Source organism: Nocardia sp. NPDC003269 (assembly GCF_042888005.1).
Lineage (GTDB): Bacteria > Actinomycetota > Actinomycetes > Mycobacteriales > Mycobacteriaceae > Nocardia.
The window spans coordinates 577,796-597,120 of record NZ_JBIAPA010000004.1 but is presented as its reverse complement, the minus strand read 5'-3'; the positions used below and the strand labels follow the sequence as shown (position 1 = coordinate 597,120).

Genomic DNA, 19,325 nt, shown 5'->3' with positions numbered 1-19,325 from the left:
CCGGTCCGATGGTCCGGATGCCGCGGTGGCGCGTCACCGCTCGCTGCCGAGTATGCCGCGCGACGCGACAGTACGCGGGTTCTTTTGAAAATCCTGTTCTTCGGATTAACGGCTACTCGTCATCACTTCGTCATGATCACCACGACGGGCGGACCCGGCCGGGCGTGACCATCCTGGCGATGGCATTTCTGGTCTGCGCGAACATCGCCGGACCGAGGGTGTCGACCCAGTGCGCGGCGAAGGCGGCGGCGGCCGCGTCGGCCGCCCTGGTGCAGGCCCAGCCGCGATCGGTGAGGGTGATCAGGCGGGCGCGCGCGTCGCGCGGGTGCGGATTGCGGTCGGCGTAACCCTTGGTGACCAACTCGTCGACCAGCTGGCTCGCGGCCTGCTTGGTGACGCCGAGGTGCTCGGCGATCTCGCCGACGGTCGCGCCGTCGGGTGCCATCCGGACGAACGCGAAGCCGTGCGCCGGACGGATGTCGGTGAAGCCCGCGGCGGTCACTCCGTCCTGGATCGCCGCGCTCACCTCGCTCGCCGCCGCCAGCAGCAACAGGGGGAGATCGGTGGCGGGCGGCGGGTTCCGGTGCACGGCCGTCATTCTGGCACTTGACATGATGGTCAATCTACTTGACCATATAGACAAGTTGCTTGACTATCTGAAAGAGGCGCCCATGCCGGTCACCCGTTCCGAAGACGCTCAGGTCCACGAGATCCACAACGCCCGCTTCACCTCGCTCATCCGCCCCGGCACCGGCAGTGCCGAACTCTGCGTCTGGCAGACCGAGGTCGCGCCCGATTCGGTGGGCGTGCCGCACCGCATCCTGGGGGAGGAGGCCTTCTACCTGCTCGCGGGCGAGGTCGAGATCACCATCGATGGCGACTCGGCGCCGCTGCGGCCGGGCGATGCCGCCGTCGCGCCCGCCGGGTCGATGATCGGCCTCACCAACGCGGCCGCCGAGCCCGCGGTGCTGCTCGTGACGGTGCGCGTCGGCTTCTCCGCGGAACTGCCCGATGGCTCGACTTTCGTTCCGCCCTGGGCATCCTGAACCGTCACGGCGTCTGTTCTAGACGTTGAACTTGAAAGTTCGGTAACCCGAACAATATAATTCTGGAATGAAGGTTGGGTTTCACCGCGCGCCGGGTTCGTCGCGGCGTCGAGTTGTCGCGGCGTGTGTGCTGAGTGTCATGGCGTTCGCGCTGACCGCGTGCGGTGGAGCCACCGCCTCCGACGACGGGAAGAAGGTGGTCCTCACCACCTTCACCGTGCTCGCCGACATGGCGCGCAATGTCGCGGGCGATCACCTACGGGTCGAGTCGATCACCAAGGTCGGCGCCGAGATCCACGGCTACGAGCCGACGCCGGGCGACATCAAGAAGGCGGCCAAGGCCGATCTGATCCTGGACAACGGGCTCAACCTGGAGGCCTGGTTCGCCCAGTTCGTCGCCGATCTGACGGTGCCGCACGCGGTGGTCAGCGAGGGCGTGACCCCGATGGACATCAGCGAGGACGCCTATCGCGGCAAGCCGAATCCGCACGCGTGGATGTCGCCGGTGAACGCGCAGATCTACGTCGACAACATGGTCCGCGCCTTCGCCGACCTCGACCCCGGCCACGCCGAGGAGTACCGCGCCAACGGCGCCGCCTACAAGGCCCAGCTCGCCGCCGTCCACACCGACCTGGTCGCCGCCGTGAACACCCTGCCCGCCGGGCAGCGGGCCCTGGTGACCTGCGAGGGCGCGTTCTCCTACCTGGCCCGCGACACCGGTCTCACCGAGAAGTACATCTGGCCGGTCAACGCCGAACAGCAGGCGACCCCGCAGCAGATCGGCTCGGCCATCGATTTCGTGCGCCAGCGCGGCGTGCCCGCGGTGTTCTGCGAGTCGACTGTCTCCGACGCGCCGATGCAACGGGTGGTCGAGGCCTCCGGCGCGCGGTTCGGTGGCACGCTCTACGTCGACTCGCTCTCGGAGGCCGACGGCCCGGTGCCGACCTACCTCCAGCTGATCCGCCACGACGCGAACACCATCGCCACCGCACTCGCCGGAGCCCCGAAATGACCACCGCGCCCGTCGTCGAGATCCAGGACGTCACCGTTCACTACGGTGACGTGCTCGCCCTCGACAATGTCGAACTGACCCTGAAATCCGGCCGGGTCTGCGGCCTGATCGGCATGAACGGCTCGGGCAAGTCGACGCTGTTCAAGACGATCATGGGCCTGGTCACCCCCGACCGCGGCCGGGTGCTGATCAACGGCAGCGCGCCCGTCGCGGCCCGCAAGGCGGGCAGCCTCGGCTACGTGCCGCAGTCCGAGGACGTGGACTGGACCTTTCCGCTGTCGGTGCGCGATGTCGTGATGACCGGCCGCTACGGGAAGATGGGCTTCACCCGCCGGGCGAGCAGGGCCGATCGCGCCGCCGTCGCCGAGGCGCTGGCCCGCGTGGAGCTCACCGAGCTGGCCGACCGCCAGATCGGTCAGCTCTCCGGCGGCCAGAAGAAGCGTGCCTTCGTGGCCCGCGGCATCGCCCAGGAGGCGACGATCCTGCTGCTCGACGAGCCGTTCGCCGGCGTCGACAAGCGCTCGGAGGCCACCATCACCGCGCTGCTGCGCGAACTCGCCGCCGACGGGGCGACGATCCTGGTCTCCACCCACGACCTGCACGCCCTCCCGGCACTGGCCGACGAGGCGGTGCTGCTCAACCGCCGGGTGCTCGAGCACGGCGACCCCGATGTGGTGTTGCGACCGGAGAACCTGGCCAAGGCCTTCGGGCTCGACGTGGACGCGTGAGGAAGTACCGATGAGCCTCGAAGAATTCTTCCTCGACCCGCTGCGCTACGAGTTCATGGTGCGCGCGCTCGCGACCACCGTCACCGCCGCGGTGGTGTGCGCGGTGCTGTCGTGCTGGCTGGTGCTGATCGGCTGGTCGCTGATGGGCGACGCCGTCTCGCACGCGGTGCTGCCCGGTGTGGTGCTGGCCTACATCGTCGGCTGGCCGTTCGCGGTCGGCGCGGTGATCTTCGGTTTCCTCGCGGTGGCGCTGATCGGCGTCGTCCGCGACACCAGCCGGGTGAAGGAGGACGCCGCGATCGGCATCGTCTTCACGACGCTGTTCGCCTTCGGCCTGGTGCTGGTATCGGTGACACCGAGCCAGACCGACCTGAACCACATCGTGTTCGGCAACCTGCTCGGCGTCAGGCGCGGCGAGATGATCCAGATCATGATCCTGGCCGCGATCGTGCTGACCGCGCTGGTGCTCAAGCGTCGCGACTTCACCCTCTACGCCTTCGACGCCACCCACGCGCACGCCATCGGGCTGAACCCCCGGATCCTCGGCACCGCGCTGCTGGCGCTGCTCGCGCTGACCTCGGTGGTGGCGCTGCAGGCCGTCGGCGTGGTGCTGGTGGTGGCCATGCTGATCATCCCGGGCGCGACGGCGTACCTGCTGACCGACCGGTTCGCCCGGATGCTGGTCATCGCGCCGACGGTGTCGGTGGTGTGCGCGGTGACCGGCCTCTACCTCAGCTACCACCTCGACACCGCCGCGGGCGGCATGGTGGTGGTCACCCAGGGTGTGGCCTTCTCGCTGGTCTACCTGTTCGCGCCCCGGCACGGCGTCATCGGCCGCAGGCTGACCGCCGCGCGGGCGCGCGCGAAGGTGGCCGTCGCGCGCTGATTTCGGCGAATCGACCGCGCGGAACCGTGCCGCGTCGCACCATGTGACCTGGAACGTGTTCCAGTTGCCCCCGGCCGTCGGCCGTGGCGGCACGCGGGAAAGGTCGCTCGATGTTCGGACTCGGGATTCTCGATTCCGTCGCCCTCTCGCTGGACGCGCCCGACGGGCGTCCGCGCGAGGTCCGGCGGGCCCAGCAGCTGGCGGTGTGGCAGGCCGTCTACTGCACCGGCCTCGCGCTGGTCACCATTCCGGCCACGGAACTGCTGCCCGCCGATGCCCTGCTGCTGCGCTACGAGGGTTTCGCCTACGCCGCCGCGATCGGCACGGTGCTGCTCGCGGTGCTCACCAGCGAATTCGCCAACCGCAGCCGGTACGTGCACGCGCTGGGCTGGTACGGGGCGGCGCTGATCGCCGGTGTGGCGCTGTTCGGCCTGCTCACGCTGCCCGCGGTGGTGGTGTCGGTCGCGGTCATCACGCTGCTGGACCGGCCCGCGTCCACCGCCTGGTTCGGGGTGTCCGGCACCGTGGAACCGGTCGCGTTCTGCCGCCGGGCGACGCTCCCGGCCTGGGCCGTTCCGGTCGCCCGGCCGGTCGGGGCGCGGTGGAAGGCGCTGCTGGCCGAGCGGTGAGCCCGGCGAGCTGTCGGGGCCTGCTGGCAGGATGACGGTCATGAAGGCCACTGGGGAGGACGTCCGGGCGATCGTCGCCGCGCTACCGGAGACGGTGGAGCAGTTCGCCTGGGGCATGCCGATTTTCAAGGTCGCGGGCAAACTGTTCCTGACCTTGCCCGAGGACGAGACCTCGATGGCGGTGCGCTGCCCGATCGTGGACCGCGACGAACTGGTCGTCGCGGAACCGGACAAGTTCTGGATCGCCGCGCACGAGTCGGGCAATCCGTGGGTCCGGGTCCGGCTGGCCGCCCTCGACGATCGCGCGGAACTGACGGCGATCGTCACCGACTCGTGGCGGCTGGCCGCACCGCGGGCCCTGCTCGAGGCCGCCGATCAGTAGCCGGCCGGCCTGATGTCGGCCTCGATGGTGCGGATGGCGTCGTCGGGGATGACGAAGGTCTCGACGATCTCGACGGTGGTCAGCCGCACGCCCGCGATGCCGGTGTCGAGCAGGTAGCGGGTGGTGACGGTGTCGCCGGACTCGGACATGGTGAGCTCGCGCACGCCCTGGATCACCCGGTACTGCGGTCCGTTCTCGAGATCCGCGCTCAGCTGCGGGCCCGAGTACCCGGTCTGGAAGCCGACCTCGACCCGGGTGGCGTCGGGGGTGAACGGCACCGCGCTCGCGTCGTGCGAGACCAGCGCGTCGATGTAGGCGCGGGCGATGGCCTGGCGCGGGGTGTCGGCCGGATTCGGTACTGCCGCAGCGGTTCCCGCGCCGAGGGCGAGGAACGTGGCGGCTATTGCTGAAACATGAGTGATTCGCATGCGGAGATGCTGGCCGTCGGGGCGGTCGAGCGCAAGCGGTAGTCTCGGAACTCCTATGGCACTCAGCGCAACCCTGCATCATTTCGCCGTCCAGCTCGCCGACGTCGACCGCGGCGTCTACGAGGACCTCGAGCTGCGGGTCGCCCGTCATCCCTCGGAGACCCTCGAGTACATGCTCACCCGCATCCTCGCCTACTGCCTGCAGTACGAGGAGGGCATCGTCTTCAGCGAGGGCGGCATCTCGGCCACCGACGAACCCGCCGTGCAGATCCGCGACCTCACCGGCCGGGTCACCGCCTGGATCGAGGTCGGCGCGCCGGACGCCGACCGCGTGCATCGCGGCAGCAAGCTGGCCGGTCGCGCGGCGGTCTACACCCATCGCGACCCGGCGAAGGTGCTGGCGCAGTACGCGGGCAAGAAGATCCACCGCGCCGAGGACATCCCGCTCTACGGCATCGACCGCGCCTTCATCGACGAGGCCGTGCCGCTGATCGATCGCCGCAACACTCTGAGCCTGTCGGTCACCGAGGGTGTGCTGTACCTGGATCTCAACGGGACCAGCCTGCGCGGCGAGGTCACCGAGCATCGGCTCGGCCAGGTCTGACCCGCGATCCCTGTCGGTGGCCTATCCTCGGTTCGGACGATTGACCAGGAGGTTGCCGGTGCCCAGTGTGATGAGCCGGATCGTGCTCCCCGCCTTCCTGCGGATCACCCGGCGCAACCGGAACTACATCGACGCCGAGGCCGCGCGCGAGCACGTCCGCAAGCTGAGCGCGGCGCCGGTGGACTATGCCCCGCCCAAGCGGTTGCGCGGCGTCGTGGTGTCGAAGCTCGAGGATCGCGGCTGGCCGGTCTACACGCTGACCCCGGCCACCGGCGACTCGCGCGGCGGGCTCGTCTACGCGCACGGTGGTGGCTGGGTCGGCGAGATCGCGCCGCAGCACTGGCAGCTCGCGGCCCGGCTGGCCGCCCAGCTGCGGCTGACCGTCACGGTGCCGATCTACCCGCTGATCCCGGCGGGCACCGCCGCCCAGGTGATTCCGCGCTTCGCCGAGATCGTCGCCGCCAGTGCGGAGCGGCATGGCACCACCTTCGTGGCCGGTGACTCGGCGGGCGGCCAGATCGCCCTCTCGACGGCACTGCACCTGCGCGACACCCGGTCGATCACCCTGCCGCGGACGATCCTGATCTCACCCGCGCTCGACCTCACGCTGGAGAATCCGCAGATCACCGAGGTGCTGCCGCTCGATCCCTGGCTCGGCCGCGACGGCGGCCTGGTCTTCGGCCGACTGTGGAGCGGCGAGCTGCCGATGACCGATCCGATGGTCAGCCCGCTGTTCGGCGACCACGCCGGCCTCGGCCCGCTCACCGTGTTCAGCGGCACCTACGACATCCTCAACCCCGACACCCGGCTGCTGGTGGACAAGGCGCGCGCGGCGGGCGTCGAGGTCGACTATCACGAGGCCGACGGCCTGGTCCACGTCTATCCGCTGACCCCCACCCCCGAGGGCGCCGCCGCCCGCCGCACCATCGTCGAGACGCTGCGCGCCCACCTCTAGCGCTGGGACAGGTGCAGGTTGAGCAGGATGGTGAGCTGGGTGACGGCCTGATCGAACGGGTGCGGGGACTTGAGCGCGCGGCTGTGCACGATGGTGCCCTCGATGGTGGTGAGCAGGAACCCGGCCAGTGAGACGGCGGTGGCGCGTTCGATGCCGGTCGCGACGATGCCGTCGGCCAGGCGCGCGGTCCATTCGGCGAAGGCCTGGCCCGCGATGGACTGGACGGCCGGGTCGAGTTCGTCCAGCGCGGCGGCCATCATGAACGAGCCGGCGCTGTAGTCGGACTTCTCCAGCGGGATGCGCCAGAAGGCGAGCAGGTCGGTGAGCCACTGCTGCACCGACGGCGCCGTCTGCAACGCGTCGGCCATGGTGCTCACGTGCGAGTAGACCAGTCGCGAGACGATCCGGCCCGCGGTCTGCACCAATTCGCCCTTGCCCGAAGGGAAGTGCTGATACAGCGAGTTGCGTGAGGTGTTGCTGCGCTTGAGCAGTTCACTCAGCGCGGCCGCGTGGACGCCGTGCTGCTGGACGGTGCTGATGGTGTGTTCGATCAGTCGGGCGCGTGGTCCGGCTGCCATCCGATCTCCTCCCAACCCTTGATTGAACCGATCGGTCCATGTTAGACCTATTCCAGCGTGAACCGATCGGTTCATATGGAGAGGATGCCATGCCCACCCCCATCGCCACCGCAGTTCCGGTCACCCATACGGGAATTCTCGGCCTCGGCGTGTATCGCCCGCGCCGGGTTGTGCCCAACGCCGAGATCGTCGAGGCCATCGACTCCTCCGACGAGTGGATCAAGACCCGCTCGGGGATCGCCGCCCGGCACTGGGCCGAGCCCGACGAGACCATCGTCGGGATGAGCGTCGCGGCCGCTCGCGACGCGCTGACGGCGGCCGGCGTCACGGCCGCGGAGATCGATGTCGTCGTGCTCGCGACCTCCTCGCAGATGGTGCTCGGCCCGTCGGCGGGCGCGGTCGTCGCCACCGAACTCGGCATGGACGACACCGCCGCCTACGACATCTCCGCCGGGTGCGCGGGCTTCTGCTACGCCCTGGGCGACGCCGCGAACCTGGTGCGTTCCGGTCAGGCCCGCAAGGTCCTGGTGATCGGCGTGGAGCGGCTGTCGGACCTGCTCGACACCTCCGACCGCAGCTGCGCGTTCATCTTCGCCGACGGCGCGGGCGCGGTGGTCGTCGGCGCGGCCGAGCAGGAGGGCATCGGCCCGGTCGCGTGGGGTTCGGACGGCAGCCGGACCTCGGCGATCAAACAGGACAAGGACTTCCTCGAGTACTTCGCCGAGGTCGCGGAGGCGGAGGCGAACGGCGGCACGTCGGTGCGCCCGTACATCCGGATGAACGGGACCGAGGTGTTCCGCTGGGCCGTGACGTTCCTGGAGAAGGCGTGCCGGGCCGCGCTCGATCAGGCCGGGGTCGCGGCGGCCGACCTCGACGCGTTCGTCCCGCACCAGGCCAATATCCGCATCACCGACGCGCTGGTGCGCACCCTCGGGCTGCCCGAGTCGGTGGCCGTCGCGCGCGACATCATCGAGACCGGCAACACCAGCGCCGCCTCGATCCCGATGGCGATGGAGCAGCTGCTGCGCTCCGGCGGCGCGAAGCCCGGCGACACCGCGCTGCTGCTCGGCTTCGGCGCGGGCCTGGCCTACGCCGGTCAGGTGGTGCATCTGCCGCCGATCGCCTGAGCGGTGCTCAGCGCACCAGCGCGCGCAGGTACCGGCGCCGGTAGACACGCTGGGCGAGCAGCAGGATCGGGAACGCCGCACGCCAGCAGCCCGCCCGCGCGGGCCTGGTCAGCGAGCGCAGGGTGAGGACAACGGCACCGTCGGGGCGCCGGTGCACCACGAACGCCTCCTCGCCGGTCACCGGGTGGCCGGGCAGGGTGCCGTAGGCGAAGCCGCACCGGTCGCCGGTGTCGACGACCGCCACCACCCGCACCGGCTCGTGCACGACGATCGGGCCGAAGCCCGCGGTGATCCGGTAGTCGGCGTCCGTCACCACCGGGGTGTCGGGCGCCACGCGAAACCCGCTGCGGCGCTTGATGCCCCAGCGCAGGATCGTGTCGGTCGCGGCGGTCCAGACGTGGTCGCCGTGGCCGATCACCACCGAGGTCTCGAACCGGCGGAACCCGGGGAGTTCCGCCGTCCAGGATTCTTCGGCGGGGCGGGTCGCCCCCGCCGGGTGATAGGTGAGTGCCGCGGGCATACCGTCGACGATAGAGCGCCGAGGGAGCTCAGGCGGTGGGCTGCGGGGTGCGCTTGGCGCGCCGCTCGGTGACCGGGATCGCGTAGGCGGCGCCGTCGCGGATGCCGAATTCGAAGCGGCACGGGAACAGCGAGGGTAGGCCGGTGGAGCGTAGGTCGTAGTTCGCCGCGAGGGTCTGCATCGCCCAGTTCTGCAGCGAATCCGGCAGGCGCAGGGTGGTGCCGTCGACGCAGGACACGTAGGCGTGTGTCCGCTCGCCGTCGACGGGCAGTGGGTTGCGCAGACCGACCGCGCCGATTTCCAGAATTCGTCCGGCGTTATGGGCAGAAGCGACGCTCGGCAAATCCAACTCGATGTCGTCCATGCGGGAAACGGTAACTCAGCAACTATTCAGGGAACACGGAAATCGAGTGCCCTTGACCAAACTTCGCAAAGTCACTCCGATCCGCCGGGCGGGTCGCCCGCCCGGCGGATCGCGGGTGGGCTACCGCAGGGCGACCACCGGGAAGTCGACCGGCACGCGCAGGGCCACGTTCACGTAGTTGGTGAACAGGTTCAGCGCCACGTGCGCGATGAGTTCGACGAGCTCGGCGTCGGTCCAGCCCAGCGCGCGCGCCCGCTCGACGTGCTCGTCGTCGACGTGTCCGCGCTGCTCGACCAGCTCCAGCGCGAGCCCGAGCAGCGCGGCCGTCTTGGGGTCGTCGGCAGCGCCGATCTGGGCTGCGGACAGCGCGTCGGCGGACAGCCCGGCCTTGCGGCCGAGGCCGGTGTGCGCGGCCAGGCAGTATTCGCAACTGTTGCGATTGGCCACGGCCACCGCGATCAGCTCGGTCAGGGCCGGGCCGAAGGTGCCTTCGCCGAGCGCGGTGAACGACCCCCACATACTGCGCAGTGCCGCGGGCGAATTCGCCACCGCCCGGAACATGGCCGGGGTGGTGCCGAAGGCGCCGTCGATCTGATCGAGCAGCTCGCGAGTGCCGCCCGTGGTGTCGGTCCGGGCGATGAGCGAGACGTGCGACATGGTGATTCCTCCGTGGTGCGGGGGTTGCCACCGGGACCGATCGGCTCCGGTGGATGCCTGGGCATGCCTCCAGCCTCGTCGTCGAAATCGGTCGAAAAGGTACCAAAAGTCCGTGATGCGTACCGGATCGTCTAACTTTGGGGGATGTCTTCGGTCGATCGGCTGTCCCCACTGCTCGAACAGTTCCGGGTGCGTGCGCACGTGCTGCACACCGGACCGCTGTGCGGCGTCACGCGATTCGGCGCCGAGCGGGGGCGGGGGTTCCTGCATCTGATTCGCGCCGGGCGGATGACCGTCGAGCACCGCGATCCGCTCGGCGCGACGCACCGGCTGGAGGTGGCCGAGCCGAGCGTCGTGTTCTATCCGCGGCCGCTGGCGCACGTCTTCCATACCGACGCCTGCGGCGACACCGATTTCGCCTGTGCCACCGTTGACTTCGACGGCGGCGCCGAGCATCCGCTCGCCAGGGCGCTGCCGCCGGTGATCGTCGTCCCGCTCGCGCGGGTCGAGGGGCTCGATCAGGCGCTGGAACTGCTGTTCGGTGAGATCGACCGGCATCGGTGCGGGCACCGGGTGCTCGCGGATCGCCTCTTCGAAGTGGTGCTCCTGCAACTGCTGCGCTGGCTGCTCGATCACCCCGGTGACGTCGCGATGCCACCCGGCCTGCTCACCGGCATCGCCGATCCGCAGCTCGCCCCGACGCTGCTCGCCCTGCACGAGGCGCCGGGCAGCGACTGGACGCTCGCGAGCATGGCCCGGCACGCGGCGATGTCGCGCAGCGCCTTCGCGGCCCGGTTCCGGGCCGTCCTCGGCCAGACCCCGCTGGACTATCTGACCGCGTGGCGGCTCGCGCTCGCCCAGCTGCGGCTGCAGGCCGGGCATTCGGTGAAAGCCGTTGCCGCCGAGCTCGGTTACGCCAACAGCTCGGCCCTGTCGCGGGTCTTCACCCAGCGGATCGGCCGGTCGCCGACGGCCTGGCTGGCCGAGCTCGGCGACTGACTACTGGATCGCGAAGCGCAGCAGGGCCTGGCGGTCGCCCTGCTTGATCTTGCCCTTGCGGTCGAGCACTTCCAGCTGCCAGACCGGGCCGTTGCGGAACGCCCTGGCGATCGCGTTGGCGTTCTCCTGGCCGAGCAGCGAGGGCCAGATGTCGGCGACCGGCTGGCTGTCGGCGCCGGTGGCGTCGTAGATCTTGAACGAGACGTTGTTCGCCTTCTCGAACGAGGAACCCTTCTTGAAGGCGGCGGCGACGAACACGATCGCGTCGATGCCGGGCGGGACCTCGGCGAAGGTGACGTGCACGGTCTCGTCGTCGCCCGCGGCGGCGCCGGTCTGCTCGTCACCGGTGTGCACCACCGCGCCGTTGCCCAGCGGATTCAGCGAATCCAGCCCGGCGAACCGGACGGGTTCGCCGCCCTGCAACAGAATGGCGATCAGATCCAGGTCGACACCGCGCTTGCGCCGGGCGATGCCGAGCAGGCCGCCGCTGGATCCGGCCGACGGATCCCAGCTCACCCCCACGCTCATCTTGGTGATGCCGGCGAGGTCGGCCGCGCCGTCTTCCTTCTTCAGCGTAATCACGAATCCAGGCTACGGACTCGCGGAGCGGGGTGCAGGGCAACAGAATTCACTCGACACGCTCACCCGCCGTTTCGGGCTCCGGCTGCCGGTCCACCGCGCGCCCCGCCGCCCGCAGCGCGACATTGGTGACGACGACGGCGACCGTGCCCGCCGCCGCGGTGGCGTACATGCCCGCGCCGGCGAGCGCGCCCACCGCCGCCGCGCACCACAGCGTGGCCGCGGTGTTCAGCCCGCGGATATTGACGCCGTCGCGCAGGATCACCCCGGCGCCGAGAAACCCGATGCCGGAGACGATCTGCGCCGCCACCCGCGTCGGGTCGGCGTCGGCGCCGTGGAAACCGTTGGCGGACAGCAGGACGAAGAGTGCGGATCCCGCGGCGACGAGCGCGTTGGTCCGCAGCCCGGCCATCCGGGCGCGATATTGCCGCTCGATCCCGATCAGCGCACCGAGACCGATGCCGGCGCCGAGACGAAGCAGCATTTCCAGAGTCGACATGACGACCACACCTTTCGGCGGGTGGTGGCGTCGCTACCGCGCAGTCGCGGAGGCGATCGCCGGGTGAACGAAGGACAGCACAGCTCGATGACTTCCGTCGGACACGACAACCACCTCCTTTCGCCCACTTCGCGGCGTGTACCCGCGCACCCGGCGGTGCCGGGTGCCGATCGAGGGCCCAGTAAACCCCCGGTTACCGGATTCCGCAACCCGAATATCGGTAACGATCGAGTTCTTTTGATTACCAACATGTTTCGCGCCATACAATCGAGGGGTGGGCGCAGGGGAGCCATGGCCGGGAGGGAAGCGAATGGACACCCGCGAGTGGATCGCCGAGAAGGTGGAGGAGTCGAGGGGCGCCACCTACCGGACACGGCCCGAGGGTGAGCAGGTCTTGATCGTCGAGCGGATGCCGACGTGCGGGCCCGCGATCGTGGTGTGCCTGGAGCGGTCGGCGGCCGAGTTCACCGCCGCGGATCTGGACGCGGTCTGCGCGCAGATCCCGGAGGTCGACTTCGTGGTGGGCACCCGGTCGAGCCCGATCGCCCATCAGACCTATCACCGCGCCGACGTGCTGGGCATCGGCCTCGGCTCGCTCGGTGACCTGCTGTTCGCGCTGCGGCACGCGGACGTGGCGAGCGCGCGCACGAGTGAGCGGATCTTCATCGAGAACGGCCTGGCCCGGCACGCGGGGGTGGAGGGGTTCGGGCGGATCGCGAAACGGGCCTACGAGGTGGTGCTCGGCGCCGTCGCGGCCGGGACCAGACGGGTCGTGATCACGAAGGAATACGAGCTGACCGCGGGGGAGGTGCGGAGCCTGGTGGCCGAACACCGCGCCCTCGCCATCGACGCCATCGCGTCGAGCAACCCCGCGGCGACGGGATTCGGGCCCGACGCGCACGACGCGGCGCGCCGGGCCGGCGTCGAGCTGTACACCTGGAAGGCGTTCCTCGCCGACCTCGGCAGCGCGGTGGCGCAGGACGAGCACCGGCCGCCACCGCACACCGGCTCGCGGTGACCCCGATCAGCGCGGGGATTCCGGGCGGGTGATGATCAGCGGGCAGGTGGTGCCGTGGAGGACGGCCTGGGCGACCGAGCCGAGCGCGGCGTCGGCGAAACCGCCGCGGCCGTGGCTGCCGACCACGATCAGCTGCGCGCCAGCGGCGGCGGTGAGGATCGCTCGGGCGGGGCGGTCCTCGACGGCGATGCGCTCGACGGACACCTCGGGATACTTCTCGCGATAGCCCGCCAGGCTCGCCGAGAGCTCCGCCTCGGCCTCGGCCCGCATCGTCGCCCGCGATTCGTAGCGGAAGAACTCCGACCAGGCGTGCACCGCGATCACCCGGACCCCGCGCCTGCTCGCCTCGTCGAAGGCGACCGCGATCGCGTCCGCGCTGACCCCGGAACCGTCGACACCCACGACCACCGCACCGGCGGTGACCGGTGCCTCCGGCACCACCGCGACCTGGCACGCGGCGTGCCGGGCGATCGCGGTGCTGACCGAGCCGAGCAGTGTGCGCCGCAACGCACCGAGTCCCCGGCAGCCGACGACCACCAGCCCGGCCCGTTCGCTGCGGTCCCGCAGCACCGCGCGCGCGTCCCCGACCTCGACGGCCGTGCCGACGGTGAGCCGGTCGGTGGCGACCAGCGCCGCCGCCTCCGCGACCACGGACTCACCGTGCGCGTGCAGCGCCTCACCGTCGAAGAGCGGACCGCTGAGTCCCGGCCCGTAGTCGATCGGGATCTCGACGGCGTAGACGAGCTCCAGCGGTGCTCCGTGGTGAACGGCGTAGTCGGCGGCCCAGCGCACCGCGATCAGCGACTGCGCCGAACCGTCGACACCGGCGACGACCGGGCGGCCCGGGTACTCGGGAAGGGACATGACGGCCTCTCTCTCGAGTCCACCCTGCGCCCCGGACGCCGGGCCGGGACAGGGTCGCAGGACCTGGGCCGCAGGGACTTTGGTCCCTCAGTCCAGCGGGGCCGACCAGCGCAGCAGCGTGCCGCCCTCGGGCCGCGCGGTGGCGGTGAAGACGCCGCCGGCGGCCGCGGCCCTGGCGGCCAGATTGGCCAGTCCGCTGCGCCGGGTCACCTCGGGCGAGATGCCGATGCCGTCGTCGGCGACCTCGATCGTCACCTCGTCGCGCACCACGAGTTCCACCGCGACCGCGTTCGCCTTCGCGTGCCGCACGACATTGCTCACCGCCTCGCGCAGCACCGCCTCGACGTGATCCGACAGCGGCGGCTCCAGCACGGTGACCGGCCCGGCCAGCCGGACCGTGGTGCGCAGCCCGGTCTCGGCGGTCATCTCGGTGATGATGTGGTGCAGCCGTTTCCGGTACTGCGAGGAGTCGGTGGTGGTGTTCGATTGCAGGTCGAAGATCGAGTACCGGATGTCCTGCACGATCGCCTGGATATCGTCGATGGTCTCGTCCAGGCGGGTCCGCACCTCCGGCGTCCGGACCCGCTGCATCGTGCCCTGTAGCGACAGGCCGACCGCGAACAGCCGCTGGATGACGTGATCGTGCAGCCCACGGGCGATCCGGTCGCGGTCGGCGTAGACGTCCAGATCGCGCATCCGGCGCTGGGTCGCGGCCAGTTGCAGCGCCACCGCCGCCTGGTCGGCGTAGGTGGTCATCAGCGCCTGGTCCTCGTCGCTGGGCGGGGTGGTCCCGGCCGGGAGCACCGTGGTCAGGACCCCGGTGACCAGGCCGTTCGCCCGCAGCGGCAGGGTGAGCGCCGGCCCGAAGTCGGCGATCGAGTCGAAGACCGGATCGTGGGCGGGGGCATCGGAGGTGACCGGCAGGCCCGACCGGAACGCCGCCGCCACCGGCGAACTCGCCGTCAGCGGAATGGCCCTGCCGACCAGGACACCGGCGTCGGCACCGGCCGCCGCGACCACCACCAGTTCGGTGATCTCCTCGGACGGGACATCGGGGTCCTCGGGCAGGGCCAGGAAGGTGCACGCCGAATTCGTCAGGGAGCGGCCACGTTCGGCGATCAGCTCGAGCACGTCCTCGGACGGGCTGCCCGCCAGCAGTTCGGTGGCCACGTCCCGGATCGCCTCCAGCCACTGCTGCCGGATCCGCGACTGCTCGTAGAGGCGGGCGTTCTCGATCGCGATGCCCGCGGCGGCGGCCAGCGCCTGCACCACCACCTCGTCGTCCTCGGTGAACTCGAGTCCGTCGGCCTTCTCGGTGAGATAGAGGTTGCCGAACACCTCGCCGCGCACCTGCACCGGAACGCCGAGGAACGTGCGCATCGGCGGATGCCGGTCGGGGAACCCCACCGAGGACGGGTGGTCCGAAAGGTTGGTCAGCCGAATCGGTTTCGGCTCGGCGATGAGCAGCCCGAGCACGCCGTGCCCGCGCGGTAGGTCGCCGATCAGCACGCGGGTGCGGTCGTCGATGCCCTCGTAGACGAACTCGGCGAGCTGGTTGCTGGTCTTGTCGGTTTCACGTACGCCGAGCGCGCCGTAGCGGGCGTCGACGAGTTCGATCGCGGTGTGCACGATGGTACGCAGGGTGTTGTCCAGGTCGAGGCCCGCCGTGACGACGAGCATCGCCTCCATCAACCGGTCCATCCGGTCGCGCACGTCGACGATCTGGGTGATCCGGTCCTGTACCTCGGTCAGCAGTTCACGCAGACGCAGCTGGGACAGGGTCTCGGTCACCGGGGGCCGGCCCGCGGCCGCCGATTCGTCGTCCATGCCGGGCATTCTTCCACGGCAGGGGCGCCGTGGCCGACGTCATGCGCGTGGCGGTCGGTCCAGGTCGGCGGCCATGACGGCGGCCTGGGTGCGACGCTCGACGCCGAGTTTGGTCAGCAGCCGGGAGACGTAGTTCTTGACCGTCTTTTCGGCCAGGAACATGCGCGCGGCGATCTGCCGATTGGTCAGGCCCTCGCCGAGCAGAGACAGCAGCGTGCGCTCCTGTTCGGTGAGCGTCGCCAGCGGTCCGGACTTCTCCGCCGCCTCCGAGCGCAGCTTGGCCATCAGCGCGGCGGCGGCCCGGTTGTCCAGCAGCGATTTGCCGTGGCCGACCTCGCGCACGGCGTTGATCAGCTCCAGGCTGCGGATGTCCTTGACCACGTAGCCGCTGGCGCCGGCCAGGATCGCGTCGAGCATGGCCTGTTCGTCGGTGAACGAGGTGAGGATCAGGCAGCGCGGCGCCGGGTCGGCCGAGAGCAGTTCGCGGCACAGCTCGATGCCGTTGCCGTCGGGCAGGCGCACGTCGAGCACGACGACGTCGGGTCGCAGCGCGGGGATGCGGGCCAGCGCCTCCGCGCAGGTACCCGCCTCACCGACCACCCCGAGATCGGATTCGAGCGCGATCAGGTCACCCACGCCGCGCCGGACGATCTCGTGATCGTCGACCAGGAACACCGTGATCATCGCTGACCCTCTCTCGAAGACCGACCGTCGCGTTCCATTGTCCGCCGTCCTCGCCGGCCGGGGACACCGCAGGTAGCCGATCATGCTTCGAGCCTGCCCCCGGCGGGTGGCCGGGGGCAGGGCCGAAGGTCCTCCGGGAGTGGGACTCGCGTCCCGATCCGGTGACGTCGGCGCCGCGCGCGGCCGCGACGGCGCACAATGTTCGCACTGTGTTGGAGCGCGCACTGCCCGGTCTGCGGCAGTTCCGGAACTATCGGCGCGCGTGGCTGCGTTCGGACGTGGTCGCGGGCGTGACCGTCGCCGCCTATCTGATCCCCCAGGTGATGGCGTACGCGACCGTCGCCGGGCTGCCGCCGGTGGTCGGGTTGTGGGCCACGATCGGGCCGCTGGCGGTGTACGCGCTGCTGGCGACCTCGCGACAGCTCTCGGTCGGCCCCGAGTCGACGACCGCGCTGATGACGGCGGTCGCGCTGGCGCCGCTGGCCGCGGGCGACCCGTCCCGCTACGCGGCGCTGGCCGCGCTGCTGGCGCTGCTGGTCGGGGTGCTGTGCTTGGTCGCGGCGCTGGCGCGGCTCGGGGTACTGGCCGATTTGCTGTCCCGGCCGGTCCTCGTCGGGTATCTGGCGGGCACCGCCGGATTGATGATCGCCGGTCAGCTGGAGTCCGTCACCGGTGTGCCGGTCGAGGGGGAGTCCGTCCTGGACCAGGTGCGATCGTTCGTGTCCAACCTCGCGCAGTGGCATCCGGCCACCGCGCTCCTGGCCGGTACCGTGCTGGCGGCCCTGCTGATCATGGCGCGGTGGGCGCCACGCGCGCCGGGCCCGCTCATCGCGGTGCTGGCCGCGGCGCTGGCGGTCGGGGTGTTCTCGTTGCAGCGCTTCGGCATCGATGTCGTCGGGGAGGTGCCCGCCGGGCTGCCGGTGCCGGGGCTGCCCGCCATCGCCTTCGACGATGTGGTGGCCCTGCTGCTGCCCGCGGTCGGCATCGCCGTCGTCGGCTTCTCCGACAACGCGCTGACCGCGCGGGCCTTCGCCGCCCGGCACGGCGAGCGCGTGCAGGCCAACGCCGAACTGGCTGGTCTCGGCGCGACGAATGTGGCCACCGCGTTCACCCACGGTTTCCCGGTGAGCTGTAGCGGCAGTCGCACCACCATCGCCGACCTGATGGGCGCGCGCACTCAGCTCTACGCCCTGGTCACCCTCGTGTCGGTGCTGGTCGTGCTGTTCGGTGCGACCGGGCTGCTCGCCCAATTCCCCTCGGCGGCGCTGGGCGCGCTGGTCGTCTACGCGGCGCTGCGGCTGATCGACGTGCGCGAGTTCCGCCGGATCGCCCGGTTCCGGCGCAGCGAGCTGTTCCTCGCGCTCGGCACCGTCGCCGCGGTGCTGGTGCTCGGCGTCCTCTACGGCGTGCTCGTCGCGATCGCGCTGTCGGTGTTCGACCTGCTGCGCCGGATCGCCCGCGGCCACGATGCCGTCCTCGGCTTCGTCCCCGGCCTCGACGGCATGCACGACGTGGACGACTACCCCGAGGCGACACCGCTGGCCGGACTGGTGGTGTACCGCTACGACGCGCCGCTGTGCTTCGCCAACGCCGAGGACTTCCGCAAGCGCGCGCTGGCCGCGGTCGACTGGTGGACCGAGCGCAGCGGCGAACCGGTGCGCTGGTTCGTGCTCAACGCCGAAGCCAATGTCGAGGTCGACCTCACCGCGCTCGACGCCGTGGAGCAGGTCCGCGACGAATTGACCTCTCGCGGGGTGGTTTTCGCGATGGCGCGGGTCAAACAGGATCTGCGCGACGATCTTGACGCGTCCGGTCTCACCGAGCGCATCGGTCCCGACCTGCTGTTTCCCACCCTGCCCACCGCGATCGAGGCCTTCCGGGCCGACGCCTGACCGCTACTTCTCGGTGAGCACCTCGGTCAGCGGGCGCCGCGGGGTGGGCGGATGCTGTTCGTCGCCGGGGGCGATGCCGATCCGGACGACGACCTGCGGGGCACCCGGCCGCCCGGCCAGGCCGGCCAGCAGGCGCCGGTTCGCGGGGAGTTCGGTGATGTGGGTCAGCGCGCAGGTCGACAGGCCCGCCGCGGTGCACTCGAGCAGCACCGCCGAGAGCGCCTCGCCCGCCCGCAGCCAGTCCAGCGTCGCTTCCGCACCGGTGGACAGCACGGCGAGGCGCGCGTGATCGTCGTCGAGCTCGCCGCGTCGCGCCGAGCGCCCCGGTGCCGGGAACGCGCGTGCGACACCCACCCTGGCGCGCTCGGATTCCGAGGCGAGCGCGGTCGGCGGGACGCCGTCGGATTTCTCGGAATGTCCCGCCCACCAGCGCAGTTCGGCCTGGTATTGCATGTCGTAGGTGCGCAGGGCGTCGGCCTGCTCGGACGCGGTGGTCAACCGGGGACGGGCGTCCTCCGGCAGCACATCCACGTCGAGATCGTGCGGCGCGACGAGTGCGCCGACGGTGGACATCACCGAGGACAGGCCGATCGGCGCCGCCATCGGCAGCCGGTCGGTGTAGCGGCGGTCGATCGCCTCCGCGCGGCGCAGCTCGCCGATCGGCGGATCGGGCCACGGCGCGAACTCGATGCGGGCCAGCAGATCCGGGCGGTCGGGATCGGGCAGCCGGGTGACCTCGGTGTGCCAGTGGGCGGCGGCGAACGCGGTCCGCACATGGTGCAGCGCGGCGCCGCAGCTGATCACGGCCTGCCGTCCGGTCGGGTCGGCCTCGGTGAGCACGCGGGTGGGGTCGCGCCACAGCTCCAGCGCGGTGCCGTCGAAGACCCAGCGCCACGGCTGGGTGTTGTGCACTGACGGCGCCCGGCACCCGAGCCGGATCGCCGCGCGCACCGTGGGGTGGTCGGGGATCGGGGGAACCGTTTGCTCGGTCATGTCATCCAGCCTGGCCCGGGATCCGGACGGCCGAAACGGGCTTTGCGCACTTTC

The 19,325-nt window shown here is 70.7% G+C and carries 23 protein-coding genes and 1 pseudogene; 12 read left to right on the top strand and 12 right to left on the bottom strand.

The window, feature by feature from the left end; genetic code table 11:
• Positions 1–136 precede the first annotated feature (136 nt).
• Entirely contained in the window at positions 137–613 is a 477-nt protein-coding gene (locus tag ACFYWJ_RS31160) for a MarR family transcriptional regulator (protein WP_355276640.1), read from the bottom strand.
• On the opposite strand from ACFYWJ_RS31160, the gene ACFYWJ_RS31155 reads away from it, so the two are divergent.
• The 6 genes from ACFYWJ_RS31155 to ACFYWJ_RS31130 all read left to right on the top strand — a co-directional run bounded on the left by ACFYWJ_RS31155 (position 612) and on the right by ACFYWJ_RS31130 (position 4,683).
• Positions 612–1,046: a cupin domain-containing protein gene (locus ACFYWJ_RS31155; protein WP_387208261.1), complete on the top strand. Its 435-nt coding sequence runs from the start codon at positions 612–614 to the stop codon at positions 1,044–1,046. The genes ACFYWJ_RS31160 and ACFYWJ_RS31155 overlap by 2 nt on opposite strands.
• Before the next feature lie 67 nt (positions 1,047–1,113).
• Complete coding sequence (locus tag ACFYWJ_RS31150; RefSeq protein WP_355276644.1) at positions 1,114–2,058, top strand: metal ABC transporter substrate-binding protein; 945 nt, start codon at positions 1,114–1,116, stop codon at positions 2,056–2,058.
• The gene (locus tag ACFYWJ_RS31145; protein WP_355276646.1) at positions 2,055–2,786 is read left to right on the top strand and encodes a metal ABC transporter ATP-binding protein; all 732 of its coding nucleotides are present in this window, start codon (positions 2,055–2,057) and stop codon (positions 2,784–2,786) included. Before ACFYWJ_RS31150 ends, ACFYWJ_RS31145 begins: the two co-directional genes overlap by 4 nt.
• A 10-nt stretch (positions 2,787–2,796) precedes the next feature.
• Positions 2,797–3,672 (top strand): metal ABC transporter permease, encoded by an 876-nt coding sequence (locus ACFYWJ_RS31140; RefSeq protein ID WP_355276648.1) that lies wholly within the window; start codon positions 2,797–2,799, stop codon positions 3,670–3,672.
• Between the two features lie 110 nt (positions 3,673–3,782).
• Entirely contained in the window at positions 3,783–4,301 is a 519-nt protein-coding gene (locus ACFYWJ_RS31135) for a hypothetical protein (protein WP_355276650.1), read from the top strand.
• 40 nt (positions 4,302–4,341) lie between these two features.
• Positions 4,342–4,683 carry an MmcQ/YjbR family DNA-binding protein gene (locus ACFYWJ_RS31130; RefSeq protein WP_355276651.1) on the top strand — a complete coding sequence of 114 codons (342 nt, stop codon included), beginning with the start codon at positions 4,342–4,344 and terminating at the stop codon, positions 4,681–4,683.
• On the opposite strand, the gene ACFYWJ_RS31125 is transcribed toward ACFYWJ_RS31130, so the two are convergent.
• Positions 4,677–5,111: a hypothetical protein gene (locus ACFYWJ_RS31125; protein WP_355276653.1), complete on the bottom strand. Its 435-nt coding sequence runs from the start codon at positions 5,109–5,111 to the stop codon at positions 4,677–4,679. The genes ACFYWJ_RS31130 and ACFYWJ_RS31125 overlap by 7 nt on opposite strands.
• A gap of 55 nt (positions 5,112–5,166) precedes the next feature.
• Here ACFYWJ_RS31125 and ACFYWJ_RS31120 point away from each other — a divergent pair, with 55 nt between their 5' ends.
• Together ACFYWJ_RS31120 and ACFYWJ_RS31115 are read left to right on the top strand one after the other, a co-directional pair.
• Positions 5,167–5,715 carry a YaeQ family protein gene (locus ACFYWJ_RS31120; protein WP_355276655.1) on the top strand — a complete coding sequence of 183 codons (549 nt, stop codon included), beginning with the start codon at positions 5,167–5,169 and terminating at the stop codon, positions 5,713–5,715.
• Positions 5,716–5,773: 58 nt separating this feature from the next.
• On the top strand, positions 5,774–6,670 hold the full coding sequence (locus ACFYWJ_RS31115; RefSeq protein WP_355276657.1) for an alpha/beta hydrolase: 897 nt from the start codon (positions 5,774–5,776) through the stop codon (positions 6,668–6,670).
• Here the strand turns inward: ACFYWJ_RS31115 and ACFYWJ_RS31110 are convergent.
• The gene (locus tag ACFYWJ_RS31110; RefSeq protein ID WP_355276659.1) at positions 6,667–7,248 is read right to left on the bottom strand and encodes a TetR/AcrR family transcriptional regulator; all 582 of its coding nucleotides are present in this window, start codon (positions 7,246–7,248) and stop codon (positions 6,667–6,669) included. The two genes, ACFYWJ_RS31115 and ACFYWJ_RS31110, sit on opposite strands and share 4 nt — an antisense overlap.
• 89 nt (positions 7,249–7,337) lie before the next feature.
• Here ACFYWJ_RS31110 and ACFYWJ_RS31105 point away from each other — a divergent pair, with 89 nt between their 5' ends.
• Positions 7,338–8,375: a beta-ketoacyl-ACP synthase 3 gene (locus ACFYWJ_RS31105; protein ID WP_355276661.1), complete on the top strand. Its 1,038-nt coding sequence runs from the start codon at positions 7,338–7,340 to the stop codon at positions 8,373–8,375.
• A gap of 7 nt (positions 8,376–8,382) precedes the next feature.
• Here ACFYWJ_RS31105 and ACFYWJ_RS31100 read toward each other — a convergent pair whose 3' ends face one another.
• The 3 genes from ACFYWJ_RS31100 to ACFYWJ_RS31090 form a co-directional block, all read right to left on the bottom strand.
• Complete coding sequence (locus ACFYWJ_RS31100) at positions 8,383–8,895, bottom strand: DUF1990 domain-containing protein (RefSeq protein WP_355276663.1); 513 nt, start codon at positions 8,893–8,895, stop codon at positions 8,383–8,385.
• Between the two features lie 28 nt (positions 8,896–8,923).
• Complete coding sequence (locus ACFYWJ_RS31095; protein ID WP_355276665.1) at positions 8,924–9,259, bottom strand: hypothetical protein; 336 nt, start codon at positions 9,257–9,259, stop codon at positions 8,924–8,926.
• 120 nt (positions 9,260–9,379) lie between these two features.
• On the bottom strand, positions 9,380–9,916 hold the full coding sequence (locus tag ACFYWJ_RS31090) for a carboxymuconolactone decarboxylase family protein (protein ID WP_355276667.1): 537 nt from the start codon (positions 9,914–9,916) through the stop codon (positions 9,380–9,382).
• A 144-nt stretch (positions 9,917–10,060) separates the two neighbouring features.
• Between ACFYWJ_RS31090 and ACFYWJ_RS31085 the strand changes: the two genes are divergently transcribed.
• Complete coding sequence (locus ACFYWJ_RS31085; RefSeq protein ID WP_355276669.1) at positions 10,061–10,915, top strand: AraC family transcriptional regulator; 855 nt, start codon at positions 10,061–10,063, stop codon at positions 10,913–10,915.
• On the opposite strand, the gene ACFYWJ_RS31080 is transcribed toward ACFYWJ_RS31085, so the two are convergent.
• Positions 10,916–11,497: a TerD family protein gene (locus tag ACFYWJ_RS31080; protein ID WP_355276671.1), complete on the bottom strand. Its 582-nt coding sequence runs from the start codon at positions 11,495–11,497 to the stop codon at positions 10,916–10,918.
• Between the two features lie 76 nt (positions 11,498–11,573).
• Positions 11,574–11,993: pseudogene (locus tag ACFYWJ_RS31075) on the bottom strand (MgtC/SapB family protein); the annotation flags it as partial.
• A 310-nt stretch (positions 11,994–12,303) separates the two neighbouring features.
• On the opposite strand from ACFYWJ_RS31075, the gene ACFYWJ_RS31070 reads away from it, so the two are divergent.
• On the top strand, positions 12,304–13,011 hold the full coding sequence (locus ACFYWJ_RS31070; RefSeq protein WP_355276673.1) for a hypothetical protein: 708 nt from the start codon (positions 12,304–12,306) through the stop codon (positions 13,009–13,011).
• A 6-nt stretch (positions 13,012–13,017) separates the two neighbouring features.
• Here ACFYWJ_RS31070 and ACFYWJ_RS31065 read toward each other — a convergent pair whose 3' ends face one another.
• From ACFYWJ_RS31065 to ACFYWJ_RS31055, 3 genes are all read right to left on the bottom strand, one after another.
• Positions 13,018–13,875 (bottom strand): universal stress protein, encoded by an 858-nt coding sequence (locus ACFYWJ_RS31065; protein ID WP_355276675.1) that lies wholly within the window; start codon positions 13,873–13,875, stop codon positions 13,018–13,020.
• Between the two features lie 87 nt (positions 13,876–13,962).
• Positions 13,963–15,702, bottom strand: coding sequence for a GAF domain-containing protein (locus ACFYWJ_RS31060; protein ID WP_355276676.1), 1,740 nt, complete (start codon positions 15,700–15,702; stop codon positions 13,963–13,965).
• 39 nt (positions 15,703–15,741) lie between these two features.
• Positions 15,742–16,386: a response regulator transcription factor gene (locus ACFYWJ_RS31055; RefSeq protein WP_355276678.1), complete on the bottom strand. Its 645-nt coding sequence runs from the start codon at positions 16,384–16,386 to the stop codon at positions 15,742–15,744.
• A 209-nt stretch (positions 16,387–16,595) separates the two neighbouring features.
• Between ACFYWJ_RS31055 and ACFYWJ_RS31050 the strand changes: the two genes are divergently transcribed.
• On the top strand, positions 16,596–18,278 hold the full coding sequence (locus tag ACFYWJ_RS31050) for a sulfate permease (RefSeq protein ID WP_355276680.1): 1,683 nt from the start codon (positions 16,596–16,598) through the stop codon (positions 18,276–18,278).
• Positions 18,279–18,281: 3 nt separating this feature from the next.
• Here ACFYWJ_RS31050 and ACFYWJ_RS31045 read toward each other — a convergent pair whose 3' ends face one another.
• Positions 18,282–19,271: an Acg family FMN-binding oxidoreductase gene (locus ACFYWJ_RS31045; RefSeq protein WP_355276682.1), complete on the bottom strand. Its 990-nt coding sequence runs from the start codon at positions 19,269–19,271 to the stop codon at positions 18,282–18,284.
• Positions 19,272–19,325: the final 54 nt, after the last annotated feature.